General features: G+C 41.9%; 14 protein-coding genes. 5 read left to right on the forward strand and 9 right to left on the reverse strand.

The genetic code is table 11. The features are described 5' to 3' along the window. Window positions 1–10: 10 nt before the first annotated feature. Together CAPGI0001_RS10720 and CAPGI0001_RS10725 are read right to left on the reverse strand one after the other, a co-directional pair. On the reverse strand, window positions 11–3,427 hold the full coding sequence (locus CAPGI0001_RS10720; RefSeq protein WP_050769252.1) for a M12 family metallo-peptidase: 3,417 nt from the start codon (window positions 3,425–3,427) through the stop codon (window positions 11–13). A gap of 48 nt (window positions 3,428–3,475) precedes the next feature. Further along, the gene (locus tag CAPGI0001_RS10725; RefSeq protein WP_002670121.1) at window positions 3,476–5,677 is read right to left on the reverse strand and encodes a T9SS type B sorting domain-containing protein; all 2,202 of its coding nucleotides are present in this window, start codon (window positions 5,675–5,677) and stop codon (window positions 3,476–3,478) included. A gap of 216 nt (window positions 5,678–5,893) precedes the next feature. Between CAPGI0001_RS10725 and htpG the strand changes: the two genes are divergently transcribed. Further along, complete coding sequence (htpG, locus tag CAPGI0001_RS10730; RefSeq protein ID WP_002670114.1) at window positions 5,894–7,774, forward strand: molecular chaperone HtpG; 1,881 nt, start codon at window positions 5,894–5,896, stop codon at window positions 7,772–7,774. Between the two features lie 81 nt (window positions 7,775–7,855). Here htpG and CAPGI0001_RS10735 read toward each other — a convergent pair whose 3' ends face one another. The 3 genes from CAPGI0001_RS10735 to CAPGI0001_RS10745 all read right to left on the reverse strand — a co-directional run bounded on the left by CAPGI0001_RS10735 (window position 7,856) and on the right by CAPGI0001_RS10745 (window position 13,320). Continuing rightward, window positions 7,856–11,059, reverse strand: a complete 3,204-nt coding sequence (locus CAPGI0001_RS10735) for a T9SS type B sorting domain-containing protein (RefSeq protein ID WP_002670071.1) — start codon at window positions 11,057–11,059, stop codon at window positions 7,856–7,858. Between the two features lie 285 nt (window positions 11,060–11,344). Further along, the gene (locus tag CAPGI0001_RS10740; RefSeq protein WP_002670123.1) at window positions 11,345–13,054 is read right to left on the reverse strand and encodes a M23 family metallopeptidase; all 1,710 of its coding nucleotides are present in this window, start codon (window positions 13,052–13,054) and stop codon (window positions 11,345–11,347) included. Window positions 13,055–13,125: 71 nt separating this feature from the next. After that, the gene (locus tag CAPGI0001_RS10745; protein WP_248601317.1) at window positions 13,126–13,320 is read right to left on the reverse strand and encodes a hypothetical protein; all 195 of its coding nucleotides are present in this window, start codon (window positions 13,318–13,320) and stop codon (window positions 13,126–13,128) included. A 231-nt stretch (window positions 13,321–13,551) separates the two neighbouring features. Here CAPGI0001_RS10745 and CAPGI0001_RS10750 point away from each other — a divergent pair, with 231 nt between their 5' ends. The 3 genes from CAPGI0001_RS10750 to CAPGI0001_RS10760 are packed head-to-tail and all read left to right on the forward strand — an operon-like array spanning window position 13,552 to window position 16,356. Further along, entirely contained in the window at window positions 13,552–14,013 is a 462-nt protein-coding gene (locus CAPGI0001_RS10750) for a FixH family protein (RefSeq protein WP_002670044.1), read from the forward strand. Continuing rightward, window positions 14,014–14,712 (forward strand): sulfite exporter TauE/SafE family protein, encoded by a 699-nt coding sequence (locus tag CAPGI0001_RS10755; RefSeq protein ID WP_002670131.1) that lies wholly within the window; start codon window positions 14,014–14,016, stop codon window positions 14,710–14,712. It begins immediately after the preceding gene. Between the two features lie 12 nt (window positions 14,713–14,724). Continuing rightward, window positions 14,725–16,356 (forward strand): acyl-CoA--6-aminopenicillanic acid acyl-transferase, encoded by a 1,632-nt coding sequence (locus CAPGI0001_RS10760; RefSeq protein ID WP_002670125.1) that lies wholly within the window; start codon window positions 14,725–14,727, stop codon window positions 16,354–16,356. 10 nt (window positions 16,357–16,366) lie between these two features. Here the strand turns inward: CAPGI0001_RS10760 and CAPGI0001_RS10765 are convergent, their stop codons facing one another. The 4 genes from CAPGI0001_RS10765 to CAPGI0001_RS13005 form a co-directional block, all read right to left on the reverse strand. Beyond that, window positions 16,367–17,467: a hypothetical protein gene (locus tag CAPGI0001_RS10765; RefSeq protein WP_002670010.1), complete on the reverse strand. Its 1,101-nt coding sequence runs from the start codon at window positions 17,465–17,467 to the stop codon at window positions 16,367–16,369. Window positions 17,468–17,503: 36 nt separating this feature from the next. Next, the gene (locus CAPGI0001_RS10770) at window positions 17,504–18,268 is read right to left on the reverse strand and encodes a hypothetical protein (protein WP_002670057.1); all 765 of its coding nucleotides are present in this window, start codon (window positions 18,266–18,268) and stop codon (window positions 17,504–17,506) included. Window positions 18,269–18,279: 11 nt separating this feature from the next. Next, window positions 18,280–19,587: a cation:proton antiporter gene (locus CAPGI0001_RS10775; protein WP_002670105.1), complete on the reverse strand. Its 1,308-nt coding sequence runs from the start codon at window positions 19,585–19,587 to the stop codon at window positions 18,280–18,282. A 199-nt stretch (window positions 19,588–19,786) separates the two neighbouring features. Next, window positions 19,787–19,927 (reverse strand): hypothetical protein, encoded by a 141-nt coding sequence (locus tag CAPGI0001_RS13005; protein ID WP_002670012.1) that lies wholly within the window; start codon window positions 19,925–19,927, stop codon window positions 19,787–19,789. Between the two features lie 102 nt (window positions 19,928–20,029). On the opposite strand from CAPGI0001_RS13005, the gene CAPGI0001_RS10780 reads away from it, so the two are divergent. Then, window positions 20,030–23,173 carry a cytochrome c biogenesis protein CcsA gene (locus tag CAPGI0001_RS10780; RefSeq protein ID WP_002670055.1) on the forward strand — a complete coding sequence of 1,048 codons (3,144 nt, stop codon included), beginning with the start codon at window positions 20,030–20,032 and terminating at the stop codon, window positions 23,171–23,173. Window positions 23,174–23,176 lie beyond the last annotated feature (3 nt).

Here is a 23,176-nt window from a genome sequence, read left to right on the forward strand (position 1 = left end):
ATCTATTACCTTACCTAACATAAAGATATCCCTTCTTCATATAAGACACTCCCTGTTGGTAATAGTGTATCACGTAAAAATACGTACCTGTGGGAAGGCGCTGTCCACTACCTACCACTCCTCGGACATTAGCATAGCCCCTAAAGACATCGCTTCCTTGTTGGTAGTGAGTACTTTCGTATACTTTCAACCCCATTTCATTAAAAATAACTACTTCTATAGGAGTGTTATCATCTGTATTCTCTATCTTAAAATAGTTTTGACTTCCACTCTCTGTAGAAATCCCATTATATACAGCTATTCCTTTATTATTTAGCTCTGGCATGAAAGCTGGAGCAGGCTTAGGCTCTGGAGTAGGAGCCGGTATATCCTTTTTAGGCTTTATAGTAATAACCTGTGTATGAGTGGCTTTATTACCATTGCTATCACTCACAACCCATTGGTAAGTAATGTGATCAGAAGTTTCTTCCTTAGTAGGAGTGGCCGTAAGAATACCCTCACAATTGTCTTGCGCTGCAAGGGGTGCACCTTCTGGTATAGGATCTCCCTGTAGGATCTCCTTAGGTTGTGGCAATTGTCCTAGCCATACAGGAGCTTTGTCATCTTTTACTGTAATAAGCTGTAAGTGAGTCACCTCCCCACAATTGTCTTTAGCTTTGTAGGTTCGCTCTATCTCGTAGTCATTAGGAGCATGTTGTACTTTTATCCTATCCTGATATGTCACTTGGGGAGTACTACAGCCTCCTGAAGTCAAAGGGAGTTGCACTGAGGGTACTTTTCCACTACAATCCACAGTAATGGACTGAGGTAGTGTATGTGCTACAAAAGAGATCGGTTGTGGGTTGTTGCTCTTTTGTGGGTTAATGGTAATAATCTGTTCATAGCGATTTTCATTATGGGCATTATCCTCTGCAAACCATATATTACGTTCTCCTATCTTTTTACCTTGTTTGTCATAGATAGGCTCAGAACTTGAAGAAACATCTACTCGAGAATCACAATTATCCGTAGCTGTAAGGGTAGGTTTGAAAGGTATTTCACTTTCATCCTTTACGGTTAGGTTCGCAGGATAAGCTGAAAATTCGGGACGCTGGGTGTCTTTTAAGAAAATTTGTTGAACATGGCGGATAGCGGGGGCATCAGCCGCATAAGCCGTCCATACACGAGTGAGCTTGTAGGCTTTCTTATCACCCTCGGTCATTTCTTCCTCGTATTCTATCTCAACCGAATCGCTTCCTTCTGCCTGCAATGTGGCTTTAGGAGGAATCTCTCCTCGGCACTGTACATGTATATCTTGGGGAAGATCTCCTACAAAATGTAGGGTCCTGGTAGGTGTTTCCTTTTCAAAATAGATATATTGAACAAAAGTGGCTTTGTTTTTACATTTATCTATAGCTACCCAACGGCGCAGTATATAGTCGGGATATGTTTCTTCTGAAAAAGAAACCATTGTATTTTTATCATTACAATAGACAGATCTAGCAGTAACCTCCGCCCTTTCTGGAATTTCTGTCCTTTTTACGGTAATGACAGGCTTGGGCAGATTATTGAAGATGATATCCGATTTTACCATGTCCTTCATATAGAGTTTATCCAAATCAACAGCATAAGCTATATGATCCAGCACTTCTATCTTAAAGAGCCCCTCCACATAACCAGCATATCCCTTCCAGCCTTTTGCTTGAGGAAAAGTTACTGTTGCTTCTCCGTTATTAGGTACCCCTTCTGCTAAAACATAGTCATAGGTCTTTCCATAGTTATCTGAGAAAAGGATACGTACCTTACTATCTGGAGCAAATAGTTTCTTATCTACACTCCAGTGCAGGGTAACATCCTCCCCCCTCTTGTAAGCTCCTGACCTACTACTCCTTACTATATTTGTAATTCTAAAAGGGGTTCCATCCTTTATTTGTACTTTGGTCTGATACACATCATAGAGAGGCGTATGGGGTTTGCCCGCTTTATAAGCACCTACAGAGCCGTCGCATACCCCTAACCAAAAAGTAAAATCTCCTGTTTCGTATTCCTCAGTGAATTTGTAAGGAACCTCTTTCCATTCATTCGTGTTATTATCCTTAGTATATGGACGATAGAAAGCAATTTTATTATCTGTAGTAGGACGGTTGGAAGGGAAACGTGCCTTACCAAACTCCTTAAAATCAGCCTGATGCGCCATATAAAGCAAAGGGTCTCCATCGGGATCACTCGCTTCTATGGTAAATTGAAAATAGGTATTAGGGGGTAAGGCATAGCTTTTTTTGAGTTTGCTACGGTCAATCATCGGTGCCTTGTTATCAGAGGGTTCTCCATAAGGTATATTGGGCTGAGGAAGACCCACAAGCTGGGTACGTGCCTTATCGGCATAATAGGCATCATGCAGATTGGTACGATTATGAATGGTATAGATAGAAGGCAAGGAAAAATAAGTGCCATAAGGGTCATTGATATAACTCATAATAGAGTTGCCCCTATCGGGTTCGGTAAAAGAAGAAGCTGTCGCACCTCCTATGGTAAAAGTATGGGCAGAACCCAATAGGTGCCCAAGCTCATGCAGAATAATATAGAACTCCTGATTGGCTACACAGCCTCCCTTGAGCTTGCCTGTAATCTCTCCCAGATGTGCCAATCCGCGATTGTCCTTATATACAGAAAAGACAATACCTGCATCGTAATTCTCCTCTCCTATGAGTTTATTAAATGTATCTGTAGCTGTATTTACAACAGTACGTACCAACGGCTTATCGGGATAGACTTCTTTTTTCTCGGTATCTCGGATGAGGCGTGCATCATCTACTAATTCAAATTGGTAACCCAACTCCCTTCCGCATACCTCATTGAGTTTGGTTTGTACATCCACCATAAAGGCCTTGGCCAGTTCCATACTCCCCTGACAATGCCCTTTGTAAAAGCTATAATCTATCAGCATGGCCAAGCGGAAAGTCCTCAGTACATGCACATTATACAGTACTCGTTTGTCCTCGGAGGGTAGAGATTCCTCTGCAAGAATTGTTCCTCGGCTAAGAACTTGTGAAGAGGGGCGTATATCACAATCCCCTTCTTGACAAGTAGCACAGGAAGTAGCTCCTCGGGAGGGGCTAACCCTAAGCAGCCCCTTCTCATCTGTGAGAAAATAGGTATGCCCTTCATGCCATATTTCTCCCGAAAAGGTATTGGAAGACAAAGAGATACTTCCTGAAAATACTCCCTCATGGTAGGCTACAAAGCTGCGAAAACCTTCTTGAGAAAGCGAATTTTGTCGAGGACGCCACTCCAGATCAAGACGTCCCTCATTAGTAGAGATTGCCCAATGAACTGGCGCTTCTGATGAAAAACGCGCTAAGACATCTGCTGTTTTCTCTTGAGCATAGAGCATGGAGGTACTAAACCATGCAAATGCCACAGAAAACAAATAATATATTTTTTTCATTTCTAATAAAATAATAATCAACGATTACTTCCTACCTACCAGTAAAAATTATCTAAGATACAAGTATCCTTTCTTTGTATAAGGTACTCCCTGATAATAATAGTGTAAGATATAAAAATAAGTTCCCGAAGGCAGGCGTTGCCCCTTGCCTACTACGCTACTCACATTGGCATAACCGCGGAAAAAAGCTCCTTTTTCTTGATAATGAGAACTCTCATATACTTTTATTCCCATTTCATTGAAGATAAGCACTTCTATGGGAGCATCAGGATCGGTATTTTCTACTTTAAAATAGTTTTGAGAATCTTCTACAGAGGAAACTCCATTATACACAACTACTTCTTTTTGCTTTAGCTCTGGTATGGGAGTAGGCACTGGTTTTGGATCGGGTTCCGGAGTAGGAGTTGGCTTAGGCTCCGGAGTAGGAACTGGCTTAGGCTCGGGAGTAGGGACCGGCTTAGGCTCCGGAGTAGGAACTGGCTTAGGCTCCGGAGTAGGGGCTGGCTTAGGATCCGGGGTAGGGACCGGCTTAGGCTCCGGAGTAGGGACCGGCTTAGGCTCCGGAGTAGGTATTTCTTTTTTAGGATTAATAGTAATTACTTGGGTATGAGCAATTCTACCCCCACAATCATCAGTAGCTATCCACTGATAGATGCGCTTTACTAGTTTACTCTCTTTCTTTTCTTCTGTTACAGAAGGAGTTACTATAGGATTATTACAAGAACTTACCGCACTAAGATGTGCCTGTTCTACGATAGGTTGTCCCTCTTCTATTGTCATATCCTGAGGAAGAACTCCTACAAAAGCCAAGGGAAGAGAAGAATCCTTCTCTATGGTAAAACCGCCTCCTTGTTGAGGATTTTCAGCAGTCACAGTGAAAGCAATTCCTTCCATCACTTCTATCTTAATCACCCCTGCCCCCACCTTGAGGTTTGTGTTCCCATAGTTTTTCTTTCCTATAGACAAGTTGGGCAAGACAAGCTCATAACTCCCCGTATTGTCCACACCTTCAGCTAAGGTATAGGGAAAGGTTTGCCCATGATCCTCAGAGAGGCGAATGCGCACCTTGGTATCCCTAAATAGCTCAGGATCCACCGTCCATGTAAGGGCGAGCCTCTGCCCTCCTCTATAGGTCTTTCCAGCTGTAGAAGTAGTGATTTTGAAGGGAATCCCATCACGCACTTCCACTTGGGTTTCTGCCAAATCATACTGTACAATATGATCCACAGTAGGAGTCTCCAAGGCATCACTCACTCCAAGCCAAAAAGTAAAAACCCCTGTTGTCTGCCCACTAATCCAGCTATTGGACACCTCTGCTCCTGTTTGTTTGCTATACTCTCTCTTGAAGGCTATCAAAGGGCTGTGGCTACGCTGAGGAATGATGTACTGTGCGATAGAAGGATCTTCGCCCAAGCGGACATCACGCTGCTGTGCCATATAAGTAAGAGATGGACTATCGGGATCTGTGGCGGAAATAGCAAACTGAAAATAGGTATCTTTGGGCAAAAGGTATTGCTTTTTTATTTTTGTCTTATCTATATGAGGAGGCTGAGTACCCAAAGGAATTCCTCCTACAGGAACCGCTGCTACCAGATGCTCACGAATCAGTTGGATACTAGAGAGGGAAAAGAAGTCTCTAGGACTACCTGTACTCATGACTGATTGCCCATTGTCATATTCGGTTTTCTCACTAGCATAGTCAAACTTTTTCCCACTAAAAGTATGCCTTCCCCCAAAAAGGTGACCTATCTCATGAGCAATAACTTCTTTGGTAGGAAAAGCAACTGCTGCCCCTTTATATTGGTCTTGATACACGCCTCGGATATGGGCAAGCCCTCGTATCCCCTTGGAACTAGTATAAGAGATACAAATTCCTACATCATAGCTATCGCTCCCTATCCGATTGTTGATAGTTTCAGTAGAAAGACCTATGACATAGCTTGCATTGTGTGCACGGGTGAAAACTTCCTCTGCAGGGACTTTGATAATCAATCGCTCATCCCTAAGTACCTCAAAGCGTACGCCTATATCACGCATATATAATTCATTAAGAAAATCCTCTGTTTTTTGCCAAAAAACCTTTACTTTCTCGGTATTCTGAGCAAAAGTAGCGCTCTTATAAGCATTATGGGTGACGTAAATAGCCAAGCGATACACCCTAAGAGTTTGCGTATTGGAGATGGTGGGTTGAGCAATTACCTTTGCTAACCCTAAGAATAACAAAAAGATACACAAAAGAGAATTTCTCATGAGAATTATTTCTTAACAAAAGGCAAAGGTAGTAAAAAATATTCTAAAAATAGTATCGATTTCTCAAAAAATTTCACCCTCTCAACATTCGTTTTAAAAATGGAAAAATGGAGACAAAAAGAATCAATACATTGCCCTCAAGCTACATCTGCCATTTTGTCAGCCTTACAAGTATGGTATTATCTTTGCTAAAGAATAGGCAAAATTCGAATACAAATGAAAGGACAAATAAACGTTTCTGTGGAAAATATCTTTCCACTCATTAAAAAATTCTTATATAGCGATCATGAGATTTTTCTTCGTGAACTAATCTCCAATGCGACAGATGCCACTCTTAAGCTCAAGCACCTTTGCCAAATTGGGGAAGCTAAAGTACCTTATGGCAATCCAATTATTGAAGTCAAGGTCGATAAGGAAGGTAAGAAAATCCATATCTTAGACCAAGGTATCGGAATGACTGAGGAAGAAGTGGAGAAATACATCAACCAAATCGCCTTCTCTGGAGCTGAAGAGTTCCTAAACAAATATAAGGACTCCGCCAAGGACACCGGTATCATCGGGCACTTTGGTCTGGGCTTCTATTCGGCTTTCATGGTAGCCGATAAGGTGGAAATCTTGACCCGTTCTTACCAAGAAGGAGCACAAGCAGTACGCTGGGAGTGTGATGGCTCCCCTGCCTATAGTATAGAACCTATCGAAAAAGAAGGACATGGAACTGAAATTATCCTTCACATTGCTGAAGACTCCACTGAGTTCTTAGAAGAAAGTAAGATCCGTGAACTCTTAGTGAAATATAACAAGTTCATGCCTATTCCTATCAAATTAGGCATGCGCAAGGAGGCACTCCCTCGTCCTGAAAATGCTCCCGAAGATTACAAAACAGAGTATAAGGAGGTAGATAATATCATTAATAACCCCACCCCTGCTTGGACAAAACAACCTTCTGACCTTACCGACGAAGACTACAAGGCTTTCTATCATGAGCTATACCCCTCGCAGTATGAGGATCCTATGTTCAGTATTCACCTGAATGTGGATTATCCTTTCCATCTGACAGGGATACTCTATTTCCCTAAACTAAGCAACGACATGCAATTGCAGAAAGATAGAATCCAACTCTACCAAAATCAAGTCTTTGTAACTGACAATGTAGAGGGTATTGTTCCTGAGTTCCTTACTCTTTTGCGTGGGGTAATCGACTCTCCAGATATTCCCTTGAATGTCTCTCGTTCGTACCTACAAGCCGATGGTAATGTAAAAAAGATTTCTAGCTATGTAACTCGTAAGGTAGCTGACAAGCTACAATCCCTTTTCAAAGAAAACCGAGAGGATTTCGAGAAAAAATGGAATGATATCAAAATCGTAATAGAATATGGGATGCTCTCCGAAGAAAAGTTCTTCGAGAAAGCTCAGAAATTTGCTCTATACCCTACTGTAAATGACAAATACTATACCTTTGAAGAGCTTTTAGAAAAGATAAAACCCTTACAAACCAATAAGGACGAGCAAACTATCATCCTCTATGCCAACAACAAGGAAGCCCAACACAGCTACATCGCTGAAGCAGAAGCTAAAGGTTATGAGGTACTCCTCTTGGACTCCCCACTGGTATCTCACTTGATTCAGAAATTGGAAACTACTCAAGAGAAAATATCTTTCGCCCGTGTAGATGCAGACTCCATAGAGAACCTTATCAAGAAAGAAGATACTCTAATCTCCAAACTTTCTGAGGAGGAAACCGAAAAGCTCAAGGACTTTGTAACCACTGCCATAGAGAATACTGCCTATACAGTACAACCTGAGGCCTTGGATAGCGAAGCAACCCCTTTCCTTATCACTCAGCCGGAATTCATCCGCCGTATGAAAGAAATGCAAGCTGTAGGGGGAGGCATGGGCTTTGGTGGCTTCCCTGAGATGTACAACTTGGTCGTAAATACCAACAGTCCCTTAGCCAGTCAAATCCTCTCCACATCGGATGAGGCTGCTCGCAAGGCACTGATTAGTCAATCCTTCGACCTAGCTCGTCTCTCCCAAGGATTACTCAAAGGAGAAGCCCTAACTGAGTTTGTCAAGCGCAGTTTTAGTTTGTTGAAATAAAATAGTAGAAATGAGGGAGTTGTACAACTCCCTTATTTATTTTATCATTCTTCGTATTTTAAAATATCCATGTTAGGACACTTATTTCACATAGAGAAATCCTTTTTTCACTTCCTTTTGTCCCCTATGTGAACAAGTAAGTATATAGAAATAAGTCCCTTGAGGCAATCTTTGTCCCTTCCCTACTACCCCACTTACATTCGCATAGCCTCGGAACACCTCTCCATTTTCTTGATAATGATTACTTTCATATACTTTTAACCCCATTTCATTAAAAATCATTACCTCCATAGGCGTAGGTATATCATACCCCTCTACCTTGAAATAGTTCTGTGAATTGTCCTGAGTAGAAACAGCGTTATATATGGCAATCTCCCTCGTTTCTTCTATAGAATCAGGTGTTGGTTCTGGCTTAGGTGCTGGTATTGGATCAGGCTTGGGAACTGGCTTAGGCTCAGGTGCTGGTTTTGGGTCTGGCTTAGGAATAGGCATTGGCTTGGGTTCAGGTGCTGGCTTTGGTTCAGGTGCTGGCTTTGGCTTGGGAGCAGGTACAGGTTCTTCTTTTTTGGGAAGAAGAGTAATTGTCTGAGTATGTGTCACCTGATTCCCACAATCGTCCTGAGCAACCCACTGATAGACTATTTTTTGCTCACTCTTCTGTTGTGTAGGCATCACCTGAAAGGTTCCTTTGCAATCATCCTGAGCTGTAAGGACTTCCCCCTGAGGAATAGCAGCACCTTGTTCTATTGTTTTGTCCTGTGGCAGTCCTCCGACAAAAACAGGAGGAAGAGCATCTTTCTTAGTGATATATTGTTCAAAGGTAAGCCTATTCTGACACTGATCTACAAAGGTATAAGTACGCTTTAGGGTATATAACTCTGGGCAATGCTTTTGTATCATCTGCTCAGAAAGAGAAAAAGTTATCTTATCACAACCTCCTTGAGTCTCTATAGAAGCTGGTGGCGGAAGAGTTTCTTTGCAGCTTAGAGTCACGTATTGTGGAGGAAGCGTTGTTGCAACAAAAGTCAAGGGTTCCTTATTAGAAGTAGGCTCTTGAGGAGTAGAGGTAGGAAACCCTATCTTGTTCTCCCCTATTCGTATGAGCTGAATATGCTCTATTGTATGCCCGCAACTATCCTTAGCGGTAAAAATACGTTCTATAGCCACATCTGGGGCATAGGATACCTCATTGCGGCGATCTTGATAGCTTACTTGAGGGGTAGAACACCCTCCCACCGCAGTGGGCAATTCCGCAGGAGGTATAGCAACCTCTTCCTTTACTGAAATATCCTGTGGAAGAGAAGCTGGAACAAACTGCAAAGGCTCTGGAGCCTGCTGATCTTTCTCTATCATAAAGCCACCCTGCTTATAGGGAGAACGTGTGGTAAGTGCATAGGCCAAGCCGTCAATAACCTCAACCTTGATAATCCCCTTCCCCTTGAGCTTGCCAAAATGACCACGAGTAGTACCTATGGCTACATTGGGAAGGGTTACCTCACAATGTCCATTATTAGGAGCTTCTTCTACCAGTACATACTTATAGCTCTTTCCTGAATCGTCAGAAAGAAGAATACGCACCTTGCTCTCTGGAGAAAAAATCTGTTCATCTACCTGCCAATGAAGCGCAAGACGTTCACCTGCACGATAGGTTCTATTGTGTGTATAAGAACCATTATCAAAATTTTGTATCTCAAATGGTTTCCCCTTCTTGATTTTTACTTTTGTTTCTACTACATCATACTTAGGGACATGATAAGGATTCGCAGGATTGTGATCGGCAACTCCTATCCAAAAAGTAAAAGTTCCTGGACGATAGGAAATAGTCCCCTTGGCAGGAGCAAAAGTATTATGTTCAGCTTCTACCCATTCCTCTTGGAAACGGATATGAGGTGTAGCAGTTCCCTTATAAGTAAGGAACTGTGCATTGGAGCGTGATGAATGAAAACGTCTGTCAGCAGGATGCGCCATATAGGTTAGTGCGTCCCCCTCTGGATCTCTACCTGTAAGATAAAACTGAAAATAAGTATTCTCAGGGATTAGATATTCTCTCTTAAGGCGCGCCTGCTCCAGTATAGGTGGTTTATTCTCGCTTTTGACACCATAGACCAAATTGTTTCCTGTATCCTTTACACGTTTTCCCGCTTCTTGAGTACGTGCCTGATCGGTATAATAAGCCATAGAATTGCCCAAAAAAGCGCGGATAATCTGTACACTGATTAAGGAAAAGAAATCACGAGCATACTCATGTCCATAGCTCATAATAGACTGTCCTCTATCTGTTTCTGTTTTTTCTGAATATTCTCCTCCATTAGAGAGAGTATGATCCGCACCGAACATATGGCCAATCTCATGTGCTATAGTCGAAGGCCCCTTGGGGCGTGCTGCTCCATTGGCTTTCTGATGTGTCTGGTAGGCAGCATATACTGCAGCTAAGCCATTGTAATTTTGTCTGAAATCGGTAATAATTACTGCCAAATCATAGTCCTTGCTATCATAATGCTTATTGAGGGTGATGGTACCCATATCTACCACCTCATTTCCACTAATAAGGGAAGGGAAAAGAGCACTTTGTGGAGTCGTGAAAATAAGCCTATCATCATCTATCACCTCGAAATGTACTCCTATATCATTGCCATAGAGTTCGTTAAGAAAAGTTTCTGTAGCATACCAGAAAGCCCTAATTTTGTTCTTATCCTTATTGAAAGGAGTTTTCATGATATAGTAACTATAGTCCACCGGCAAGGCAAGGCGATAGAGTCGCCATACTCCATCGGTATGAATAAGGCTCTTAGGATAGAGAGAGTTGTAGATGGTAGGTTGTGTGATAGGAGGATCGTTTTCGTCCTTATCTGCTTGAGGAAACATATTACGAAAGCCTATTCCTTGAGGTATAGTCTTTTTTGGGGCTTCTTTTCCCTGTGAGGGGGTTGTTCCACAGCGAGCATTTTTCTGTAGAATGACTTCCAATTTTCCTTTAGGAGAAGTCATAAGCTGATAAGATTTCCCTTTGTAGAGAATTTCTCCATAAAGCAATCCCTCAGCCAAAGAGAGTGTCCCTACAAAAGTTTCTTGGTGATAGCCTACAAAAGTACGATACCCTTTGGCATTGAAGGCTCCTTTTCGCTCTTGCCAGCGAATCAGTAAGGGTTTTTTCACAGCGGGGAGCTGAGGAGACCACTTAGGAGTTGTTTGTTCAAATAGAGCATATATCGTCTGTACATCTTCTTGTGCTTGAACCACTTGTACACTCAGCCACAAAAAGAGACAACGAAAAAAAGTTTTCATCGGATAACAAGATTACAGTAAGGCAAAAATACGATTTCTTTCTTACTTTTTAAGATTTTTCTTGTTAATATAAATGTTAATTTTAGACAATAAAAATGAGGGGGTAATACTAAACCATGCAATAAGCAAAATCACATGAATAAGTATGGGGGTAATAACACCCAATCAAGAGTTGAGAAAGAGACAACCTTTTAATTTTATAGAAAAACTACAAGCGAGTATTAGACTCTCTCAACGAAGAAGAGGCAACAATAAAGCAAAAAAATATTGACCATTAAGCTTTGATCATTGCTTATATACCAATGGTATCGAAAGAGTGCTTTCGTTTCCTACTTTATCTGCTACAGTGAGTTCAAAAAGGTAGTCTTCACCTTCAGTGAAATATTTATCAGAAAGGGTAAAGAAGAGCAGCCCTTCCTTATGTTCGTACTCCATAAGTACCCATTGTCCATTGATGGTGGCACGATATTTGCCTATCCCACTGAAATTGTCTTTGACACTGACCTTGAGCTTGTCAAGCTTGTTTATATTGTTCTTTACCTTGGAGAAGTTCAGCGGCTTTATAACTGGGGGTATCTTATCGGTGGTAAGAACAAAGTTGCCTAAGGTCTTCACTCTGGCGGTGAGTATCTTATCCTTGCGATAAGAGCCCTGATAATACTTACCCTTACCCCTTACTGAGGCGATACATACATAAGGAAGTTCTGCCTCGGAATACTTATCCCCATTGAAAACCACAGTATATTGTTTCTTTAGAGGTTGAATAGGCGCTTTTACCGATAGGGTATCTCCTTTTTGCTGCACCTCTATATAAGTATCATGGAAGAAAGTATTTTCAGGGAAGAATACTGAAGCTCGATCGGTTTTGTACATATTATCACGATTGGCTACCAAGAGGGTTCCTTTGCTAAGGGTTTCTTCAGCCTTAGGGGATAGCACTTCTTTTTTTCCTTCTATAGGAATGGTAATAGTGGATTTGTTGTGTGCAAAATCTTCTACCTCGACAGTAATAATATAGAAAAGACCGTCCTGAATCTCTATAACACCGTTATTTTCAACTAAGGTATAGTTGGATAGCTTATTGTAAGGTTCCTTGTAGAGAAGCTGTACTCGCGCCCCTGTCTTGACAAAAAGAGGAAAGTCTATCAGGGTATTGATATAGGTATCCTCCCCTGAGACAAGTTCGTCGAAAGTATATGAGAACTTAGGCGTCCCATTGACCGAGAGAGTTACCTTATACACCCCAAAGGTATTATAAGTGCCGGTCATCTTATCTATTGCCTTGATACCTATCCCAATTTTCCCTTGAGCGGTAATCTTAGCTGTGTGGTAGTCATTCTTCTCTTTAGCCAAGTATAGTGCTTTCTTTTCTTGCCTGCCCTCTATGGCAGCTGCATCGTCCAAAGGATACGCCACTACTTGATTTATGATAGGAGAGAGATCATCTGGACAAGGATAGCCAAAGAGCAAGGGATTATAGGCATTTTTGGTCTGTGTATCGCGAATTTCATAGTGTAAGTGAGGGGCAGCACTTCCGCCTGTATTGCCACTTACAGCGATCCAATCTCCTTTCTTCACAGGGAAATCAGTTGGTGTAAAGTCCCATTCCATTTCATATTTTTCGGCTTTGTACTGTTGCTCCTTAACAAACTTCTCTATCTCAGGAGCAAATTTTTGTAGGTGGGCATACACTGTAGTATAGCCATTAGGGTGATCTATATACATCACCTTGCCATAGCTATAGGTACTAACCTTAATACAAGAGATATAGCCATCGGCAGTGGCGTATACATTCAGCCCCTGCTTCCCATCTGTTTTGATATCCATCCCCCCATGAAAGTGATTGGGACGTAGCTCACAGAAATTCCCCGCATAAGAGAGGGGAATGTCCAAAGGGGAAGCAAAATAATCTGTAGGGTGTTCTCTATGGGTAGTCTGAGCCCAAAGAAAAGTTGCTGAAAAATATAATAAAAGGAAAGAGATTTTTTTTATCATCTTATATAAAATAAACAAGCGGCAAAATTACAGGTTTTTCTCTTACAAATCAAGAAGTTTTGATTGATTCTTTATCTTCTTCGTTTTACCTTGACAAGAATAGATAACAAAAAAGCACCTATATTGATAAAATCACTGATAAAAAGAGTATAAAGCCATAGCATTCCTCTGTAGAAATCACCTTTGAAAAGTATATAGAACAGATACTGATAAAGGATATGGAGCGCAAAACCCATAGCCAAAGACATAGGAATAAAATAAGACATTGCTTTTTTGGAAAAGAAATATATCCCTATAAGGAAAGGGATTGAAAGCAATAAGGCCTTCATATAGAGAGAAATATTGTCTGTTAAGACCTGATAACTCATCACTCAAATTTTCTGCAAAGGTACTAAATATTTCTCAGAACAAGAAAATCACTATCAAAAAAATCTATAGTAATAAGCCTTTTTATTTCATTTTTTGTAGTACTTTTGCTCCAATAAAAATAGACCTATATGAAACTTAGTTGGGGCACAGGGATTCTCCTGGCCATCTTAGCCTTTGTAGGCTTTATCATGTATTTCTTCGTCATTACTTTAGTGGACAAGCAGTATGATCATGAATTGGTTACTGAGAACTATTATGCTCAGGAATTAGACTTTCAGAAGGACATTGATGCTCAGAAACAGACACTTGATGCACACATGCAAGTGGAACTCTCCTACACCAAGGGTGCCAAAGAGGGGATTCGCTTTGACTTTCCTTCGGAGGTTGCAGGCAAGTCGGTGGTAGGAGTTATCTCTTTCTATCGCCCTTCGGATAGCAAAAAAGACTTTACCTTGCCTATCACCTCCTTGGATAACTGCTCTCTAAAAGTCCCTGCCGACTTGCTCACTGAAGGGCGCTGGAATATCCGTGTGGAATATAGTTTTGAAGGAAAGAATTACCTAACCCTATTTGACAAAGTTAATTATTAGATGCTCGTCCTCGCTTTCACTTTAGGACTATTTGGGAGTCTTCATTGTGTAGGTATGTGTGGCCCTATTGCCTTGCTGATTCCTCTGCAAAGACAGCGCAAGGGCTTTCGCTACCTCCAATTAGGTGCTTATTTCATAGGTAAAACCCTTACCTATGCCCTTATGGGCTTGCTCTTTGGTCTTGTAGGAGAAGGAGTTTTTATCGCTGAGTACCAGCAGGAATTTTCTATTTTTGCAGGTCTTCTGATGATTCTTATGGGACTTTTCTCCCTATTGCACCTCCGTGTAAAAGGTCTTGGCAACCCACTGCTCAAGGGATTTTCTCTACTGAAAAATGCCTTAGGAAAGCAACTTTCAAAAAAAACCGTCACAAGCTCGCTCTCTATTGGTTTTCTCAATGGGTTTCTACCTTGTGGACTTGTCTATACTGCTCTATTTGGAGCGCTGGCTATGGGCAATTGGAGGGGAAGTATGACCTATATGGCCGTATTTGGAGTGGGCACCATTCCCCTGATGCTCTTACTCATCCTCTTAGGTGATTTCTTGCCTCTTGCTCTTAGAAGAAGGCTCAACCAATGGCTACCCTTAGTGGTAATTTTGGTAGGGATATTGTTCATTTTACGCGGCTTAGGTCTAGGAATTCCATACCTCTCCCCTGCAGATACTCATCTGATACTCCACCCAAAGGCAGATTGCTAATGCTTATTATTTATGAAAAACTTTTGCTTATTACTTCTGCTCTTGTTTACCTCCTGTGGTATCTTTCATAAGAAAATAAGTCCGCCAGAGACCTCTCTATACTCTTCACAGACACCTGTGGTGGAGAATCTTCACGATTCCTTGTATTCCTTTGGGGACAACTATCTTATCCGCAACAAACAAGGAATATGGGAGCTGTACCTCTCTGGCAACCCGCTACAATTGGGACTCAATTCTGGCGCCCTGACCCAAAGACTCTACCACCGTCAGGACAGTCTTCTTTTTACCAAGCTCAAAGACTTTGTCCCCTCCGAGCGGAAACAGCGCTTTCTGTACAAATTTCTCAAATGGTTCAATCGAGATATCGATAAGAATATCCTCCCCATCTATAGAGCAGAACTCTACGGACAATCCCGCTATGCCGATAGCCTCTTTGACTATATAGCTCCTAAGTATGAGCGCAGCCTATACCTGCACTCAGCCCATGACATAGGGCATGCCTTACAGGATCTGATGCTGGTAGGGTGCTCCTCCTTAGCCGCATGGGGCAAGCATACCGAAGGGGGGAAGCTCCTTATAGGGCGCAACTTTGACTTCTACCTCTCGGACGATTTCGCCACCGAGAAAATCGTTCGCTTTGTTCGTCCCACTCAGGGGTATCCCTTTATGTCTTATGCTTGGGGAGGGATGATTGGGGTCATGTCGGGCATGAACACCGAAGGGCTTACTGTAACGATTAATGCAGGTAAGTCCAATATTCCTCTGAAAGCACGCACCCCCATCTCTCTCCTGTGTAGAGAAATATTACAATTTGCCACCACCACTGGAGAAGCTATCGCGATTGCAAAAAAAAGAAAAATATTTGTCTCCGAGGCAATTATGGTAGCAAGTGCCAAAGAACGCAAGGCTATCTTGATAGAAGTCTCCCCAAAGAAGTTTGGCGTATATGAGGTAGATAATGGTATACTACTATGTGCCAATCACTTTCAAAGCCCTACTTATGCCAAAGACAAAAAAAACCTCAAGCAAATAGCTCAAACACATACTGCCTATCGTTATGCAAAAATGCAGGAATTAGTAGCCGAAAATGAGCAACTTACTCCTGAAAAAATAGCCAATATTCTTCGTAATACCGAAGGATTACAGGGAAAATCTTTAGGCTATGGAAACGAAAAAGCCCTTAACCAACTTCTGGCTCATCATAGTGTTATCTTCTCCCCAGAGGAACGTATCGCTTGGGTCTCTACAGCTCCCTATCAGTTAGGGGAGTTTGTCGCCTATGATCTGAAAGAAATTTTCAAAGGAGAAACATATGCTCCTCATACAGTATATCCACAGACTAATGAGAATATTCCTGCGGATCCCTTTCTTTATACACAAGCCTATAAGGACTATGAAGCCTACAGACAACTCGAACAGCGACTCAGCCAGCAATTGAGAGAGAAAACTACTATACAGATAAGTGATTACCTCTCCCTAACCTCTCTTAATCCCAATTATTGGAAAGGCTATTACCTACTTGGAGAGGCTTATTGGGCAAATGGACAATATGAAGAAGCCAAAGAACAATATAAAATAGCGCTGACGAAGGAGATTCCCTATGCTGTAGAAAAGGAACGTATAGAAAAGAGACTTAAAGATTGAACCTTGGGGCTCATTCTTCCTCCGATGACAAATCAAAAGGAAGAGTATAGAAAAACTCATCAAGGAAAATTTCCCCAAAGTCCGCTGTATCAAGCTGTATTTCTTGTTTCTCTCCATTGACCAAGGTAATTATCCCTATTTTGTGAAGCAGTATAGCATCGGGCTGAGCATAGAAAGTAACATAGCTTTTGACTTGTTTTTGAGTATCCCCATCTGAATAACCGCCTTGCCCTTCTGTGGTGAAGTATTTCCCTTTGACTACAATTTCATAAGAATTACCTCCATAGAGACTACTCTTTAGGTGAAGTCCTTCATTGACAAGCACCTTGTACTGATCCTTTTCTTGGCTTAACAGTACAATAATAGGCTGTTGCGGCATTCTGGAATTGGTAGGAGAAAAAACAAAGATATGATCCTCATATCCATCCCCATTAAGGTCTGCCGACTTCTCTTTGTCCTTTGTATAGAACCCTGCCGACTCTATACGGGCTACAAAGGCGGCAGCATCGGTGATATGTACTTGATCCTTGTTGGGCTTAATCAGTTGCTCTTCCAATCCCTCTGATGCTTTAAGATATTCATAAATATTCCATGGATTATTGGTTATGGAGATAGGTTCTTCCCTTGTCCAATGCCCATCCTTGAGCTTATAGAAAATAATCTTGGCGAATTCCTTCATTCTATATCCACTGACGGAATCTGGTTCCAAATATTTCTTATCGACAATGGCAAGCAATACATTGAAGTTCTGAGCTATCTGTTGGGGAGACATCTCCTTGATAGGATTAAAAACTACATCCACCCAATCCTGTTTGTCCCCATAGTACATAGCTGCCCTAACTACTTTAGTGTCGAACTGTTCATTCTTTGGATAGAGAAAGATATCTACCTGCCCGAAAGGGTTTTCCTCCTCTGGGCAAGCCTCATTAGCAAAGTAATAACCATTTTTTTCGATATCCTTCAGCTCACTCAGGTCAAAACGTGCACAGCCGATGAGCTTGTACAATGCCGCCTCTACCTTAGGTGTGAGAGATTCATCATTGATAGTAGGGGTATGCTTAGGACACCCCCACAAAAGAAGTGCTAAAAAAACTAAGAAGATTCTATACATAATGGATTAGGGTTAATTTGCAAGAGACTACTTCACTCAAAAATATTCTATCTGTCGCTCAATAATTGTCTTTGGTTTGCCATCTTGATACTCGAAACGCTCTATCCAATTGCCGTTTTTATCATATTTGTAATGAAAGGTATTCTTCTGAGCAAAATTTCTCTTGAGCAACGAAAGAATACGGTCGTAATCTCCATGACCATTGTAGCGATACTTCCCTTTGTTGAATATATTCTCTCCTTTGTCCACTATATGTTGTTCCTGCTCCAAGAGTCGCCCTTTACTATCATAGGAAGAGTGAATTTTCATAGAAAAATCCTCTCCTAGGAAATTGCTCTCCTTAGCCAATCCCTTGTCATTATAGATAAACAAAGCAGAATACTCCAAGTCTCCATTCTGATCATAGGTCTCTTCCTTGGTCACATTGCCTTGTGCATCACAATTGAAGAGTGTAAGCCCCACCTTTTCCTTTTTCGGGTTGAGATGTAGCTTGTACTTCTTGGCTCCCTGGGCATTGTACACATACTCATAGCGAAGTGTCTCGGCATTCTTATCATCAAAATAGATTTCCAAGATAATATTTCCTTGTGAATCAAAAGTTTTTTCCAGATTCATCTCGGCTATAAGTGCCCCCTTCTGCGCCATTGCGCCATTTTCTATGACATGATACCCCTTAATACGAAGTGTTTTTATAGCTTTTTGGAGCCTTTCCCTACTCCAATCTGTCTTATGTTGTCCATAGGAGAGAGAAAAGACCCCCCAGAGACAACAGATATATAACAACCTACATATTTTCATCATTCAAGAATAAATTACTCCCTTATTTTACGCTGTTGAGCAGCTCTGATACGCTTAAGTCTAAGCATCACCTCGTCTTGATGAAGGGCTTTCTTAGCCACTTTTCCTACTGTAAGTCCCTGTACTAAGATAGAGAACAATACTACTATATAAGTAATCTGCAAAAGTGTTTCCTTCATCCCTGCATGATCCTGTGGAATAGAAAGCACCAAGGCGATAGAGACGCCCCCACGTACTCCCCCCCATACCATAGTAATGAGGGAACCTCGTGAATAGGAGCTGACCTTGCGCAAAATCGTTTGTGCAGGTATATAAATAGCCAGTGCGCGCGCCAAGAGACATACAATAATAGTGATAGCACCTAGAAGAAACTGCTTATCCAAATTGTCAATCAATAGCATCTCAAAACCTATAAAAAGAAAGAGGATAGCATTCATAATCTCATCCACAATCGCCCAGAACTTACTAAGATAATCCCTATTTTCCTCACTGCTGGCTTTCTTTCCTACATTACCCACAAAAAGTCCTGCAATAACCATTGCCAAAGGAGAGGACACATGAGAGGCCTTGGCAATAAGAAATCCTCCCATAACCACCGCAAGGGTTACTAGCACACTCACATGGTAATCATCTGCTTTTTTCATCATCTCAGAAGCAAGAAAGCCTAAAATCACTCCTAGGAAAATTCCTCCTCCTGCCTCCAAAAGAAAAAGCTTAGTAATGGCATTGAACGAAGGCTCAAAAGCCGCATCAGTAGCCAGCTTGAGTACCACGGCGAACATCACCACAGCTACCCCATCATTGAAAAGAGATTCTCCTGTGATCTTCGTCTCAATACGCTTGGGCACATTGGCCTGCTTGAGTACGCCCAAAACCACAATAGGATCCGTAGGCGAAATAAGAGTACCAAAGAGCAAGCAATATAGATAAGGGATATCCATTCCTACCCAATGAGCAATATAGTACAACAGACCAGAAATAATAAATGCTGAGAGCACCACACTCACAGTAGCATAGGTAAAAATAGGCAATTTATACTCCTTCAAATCGGAGACATTGATATGTAATGCAGCTGCAAAAAGCAGGAAATTAAGCATCGCACTCATCAAGATTTCTGTAAAGTCGAACCCCTGCAAGAGAGACTCCAACTTATGAGAGAGACCTGCAAAAATGACCTCCCCAAAGAGACGTATCCCCACCGATACCATCATGGCGACAACCATAATCCCTATAGTCATTGGGAGCTTTATGTACCTTACATTTACATAAGAAAACAAAGCTGCCAATACAATAATTACAGAAAATGCGTAGTATAATTCCATATTGTTTTTAATTTGGGCAAAAATACAAAAATAATGATAAATGACAAACGACTAAAGAGAATTTTATTCGTTATTTGTCATGCTGCCGCTCTTTAGAAGAAGGCAATATACTTTCAGCCTTATTCAACAAGTTATCTCAAGAACACCTTTTTGCAGTTTTCTCCTCAAACAGCAGCCTCTCAAGCAATTCTTTCTGATCCTACCACATTTCATAAGTGATTTTCTGGGGTTTTATCCCCCAATCGTCCAAGGAGATAAGCATCTTGACAGCATTAAGTAGCTCTCGTATAGAAGAGTAAACGGTCTTCTCCTCTTGTACTTGAGGCTGACCCCTTGACAATACACCATAGGATTTAGTAATCACTACTAAAACTCAAAACTCAAAACTTGTTTGCCATTTGTTATTATTTTTGTATTTTTGTACCCTGAAAACATTTGAAAAATGCTTAAAAAACTTACTCAAATCCTTATTTCTACACGCCTAATGGCGGTGCTTTTCTTAGTCTATGGAGCGGCTCTTGCTATGGGTACTTTTGTAGAAACATGGTACAATACTGACACCGCAAAAATCTGGATCTACAATGCTTGGTGGTTCGAACTCATCATGGTACTTTTTGTAGTGAATTTCATAGGAAACATTGGCAGGTATCGCCTACTTAAGCGTGAGAACTGGGCTGTCTTTGTCCTACATGCTTCTTGGATATTCATTATTGTAGGCGCTGGAGTTACTCGATACATCAGCGATGAGGGCAAGCTCGCCCTACGCGAAGGTGAGGAGGCTGATTTCTACACCTCGGAGCTAACCTATATTACTGCTCAGGTCGATGGCATCTACGAGGGACAACCCTTGCGTAAAGCCAAACAGACAGAGGTACTCTTCTCTGAGTTCACCTCGAACAACTACAGTTGGGCTTCGGACTTCAAGGGAAAGGATTTCCATATAGAACTCACCCGATTCATAGCCAATGCTGAGGAATCCTTTGTAGAGGATCCCTCCGGCGAGGAATACCTCAAGATTGTAGAAAGCTCTGGAGGGGAAGGACACGAACATTATCTCAAAGTAGGTAGTCTCGAGAACTTCCATGGGCTACCTATTTCCCTGAACAAACCTACCGAAGGGGCTATCAACCTACAGATTACTCCAGAAGGAAGCTATATCAGTAGCCCTTATTTGGGCAGCTATATGACTATGACAGACCAAAAGGTTTTCACTGTGGCTAAGGATAGTATGCAACCCCTCCAATATCGCTGCCTATACAACATAGGGGGCATGCGCTTTGTATTACCAGAACCTCTTAAGAAAGGAAAAATGGTTATGGCTTCTATTGCGGCAAACAAACGAACTGCGGCTGACCAAAGCGCCCTTCTGATGAAGATCAGTTGTGGTGGAGAAACCAAGGAGGTAGAGGTTCTCGGCAGGCGTGATGTGATCAACCCTCCTACTTCAGTAGAGGTAGGTGGACTTACCTTCCACCTGAACTATGGCTCGGTACGTACCCCCTTACCCTTCAAGGTGAAATTGGATGACTTTATTGCAGACAAATACCCTGGTACTGATCGTAGCTACTCTTCTTTCAAGAGCAAAGTGACCGTAACAGCACCTGAGGAGTCTTTCAAATATGATATCTACATGAATAATATCCTTAACTATAAGGGCTATCGCTTCTTCCAAGCCAATTTCTTTCCTGACGAACAGGGAACTATCCTCTCTGTTAATCATGATTTTTGGGGAACTTTACTTACTTATATCGGTTATACCCTGCTCTATATTGGCCTTATTGCCAGCATGTTCTTCGGAAAGACACGCTTTGTACAACTGAGCCAAAAACTCAAAAAACTCTCCCTCAAGCGCAAAGGAACCCTCATCCTCTTGGCTATGTTCTTCTGGGTCGGAGGTTATGCACAACATAACTCTTTTGAACTAACTCCCAAACAGATAGACTCCCTTATCAAGGCTACTACTGTGAAAAAGGAACATGCTGACCGCTTCGCTCACTTAGTAATACAAGACGAAGACGGTCGTATGAAACCTATCAATACCTTTGCTTCTGAATTGCTCAGAAAAGTCAGCAAGGCCGATACTTTCCGCGGACTGGATGCCAATCAGGTATTCCTCTCTATGCTTCTGAATCGTCAGCTATGGTACAATGTAGATTTTTTCTATATCAAGAAAGACAATGATAGTTTACATAAGATCTTAGGTGTAGAAAAAGGTCTCAAGCGTGTACGTGCTTTGGACTTCTTAGACCAAGAATATAACAACAAACTTAACCCCTACTTGGTAGAGGCTTATTCCACTTCCAACCCTAACCAATTCCAAAAAGAATTCAAAGAAGTGGACATGAAGATGCACCTTTTAGAACGTGCCCTTTCGGGAAGTATGTTGCGTATCTTTCCTCTGAAGGATAGTCCTAACAACAAGTGGATTTCCCCATTGGACATCTACGAGAATCCTCGCTATACCCAAGACTCATTGGAAGTTGGATTTATCAAACATGCCTTCCGCTGGTACCTCTCTTCGGTAAAGGAAGCTACTGAAACAGGGGATTACACGGAGGCCGACAAGATTTTGAGTTTGCTCAAGGAAAACCAACGTGCCGTAGGTAAGGCTGTGATCCCTTCTGAGAGACAAATCGATGCCGAGATTCTGTACAACAAATATGATGTTTTCAAAAGTCTCTTTAGCTGGTACTTATATGTAGGAACTCTCATGTTCGTTGTGCTAATAGCTCGTATTTTCAGAGAGCGAAAAGTGCTACGCATCATCACCCAAGTGTGTACAGGGTTACTCTTTTTCCTCTTTGCCCTACATACCGCAGGACTTGCCTTCCGCTGGTATATCTCAGGTCACGCCCCTTGGAGCGATGCCTATGAGAGTATGATCTATGTAGCATGGGCTACCATGGGTATTGGTTTGTGCTTTGCCCGTCGCTCACCGCTGAGCCTCGCCTCCACCGCCTTTGTAACCTCCATGATCCTGATGATAGCACACTGGAACTGGCTTGACCCTTCTATAGGCAACCTACAACCTGTACTCAATAGCTACTGGTTGATGCTCCATGTGGCGGTGATTGTAGGTAGCTATGGACCTTTTACCTTGGGAATGATCTTAGGAGCTATTAACCTCTTACTCATGATCCTTACCACGTCAAAGAACCGAGAAAAAATCAAGGGTGTAATAGATGAACTGACTATTGTCAATGAGTTAGCACTCACTGTAGGGCTTATTATGCTCACCATTGGGAACTTCTTGGGAGCTCAGTGGGCCAATGAGAGCTGGGGACGCTACTGGGGCTGGGATCCAAAGGAGACTTGGGCACTGGTGAGCATCATGGTTTATGCCTTTGTGATTCATATGCGTATTGTACCCTCCTTACGTGGCGTGTGGAGCTTTAACTTTGCCAGTGTGGTAGCCTTTGCCAGTATCCTGATGACCTATTTCGGGGTTAATTTCTACCTTTCAGGACTACATAGCTACGCCAGCGGAGAAAAGGTCATTACTCCAAACTTTGTCTATTATGCGGCAGTATTGGTCGTGATTTTAGGAATTGTCTCTTTTATCAGAAGGAAAAAACTTAAAGATTAATTA

The sequence above is a fragment of the Capnocytophaga gingivalis ATCC 33624 genome, from assembly GCF_000174755.1.
Classification (GTDB): Bacteria; Bacteroidota; Bacteroidia; order Flavobacteriales; family Flavobacteriaceae; genus Capnocytophaga; species Capnocytophaga gingivalis.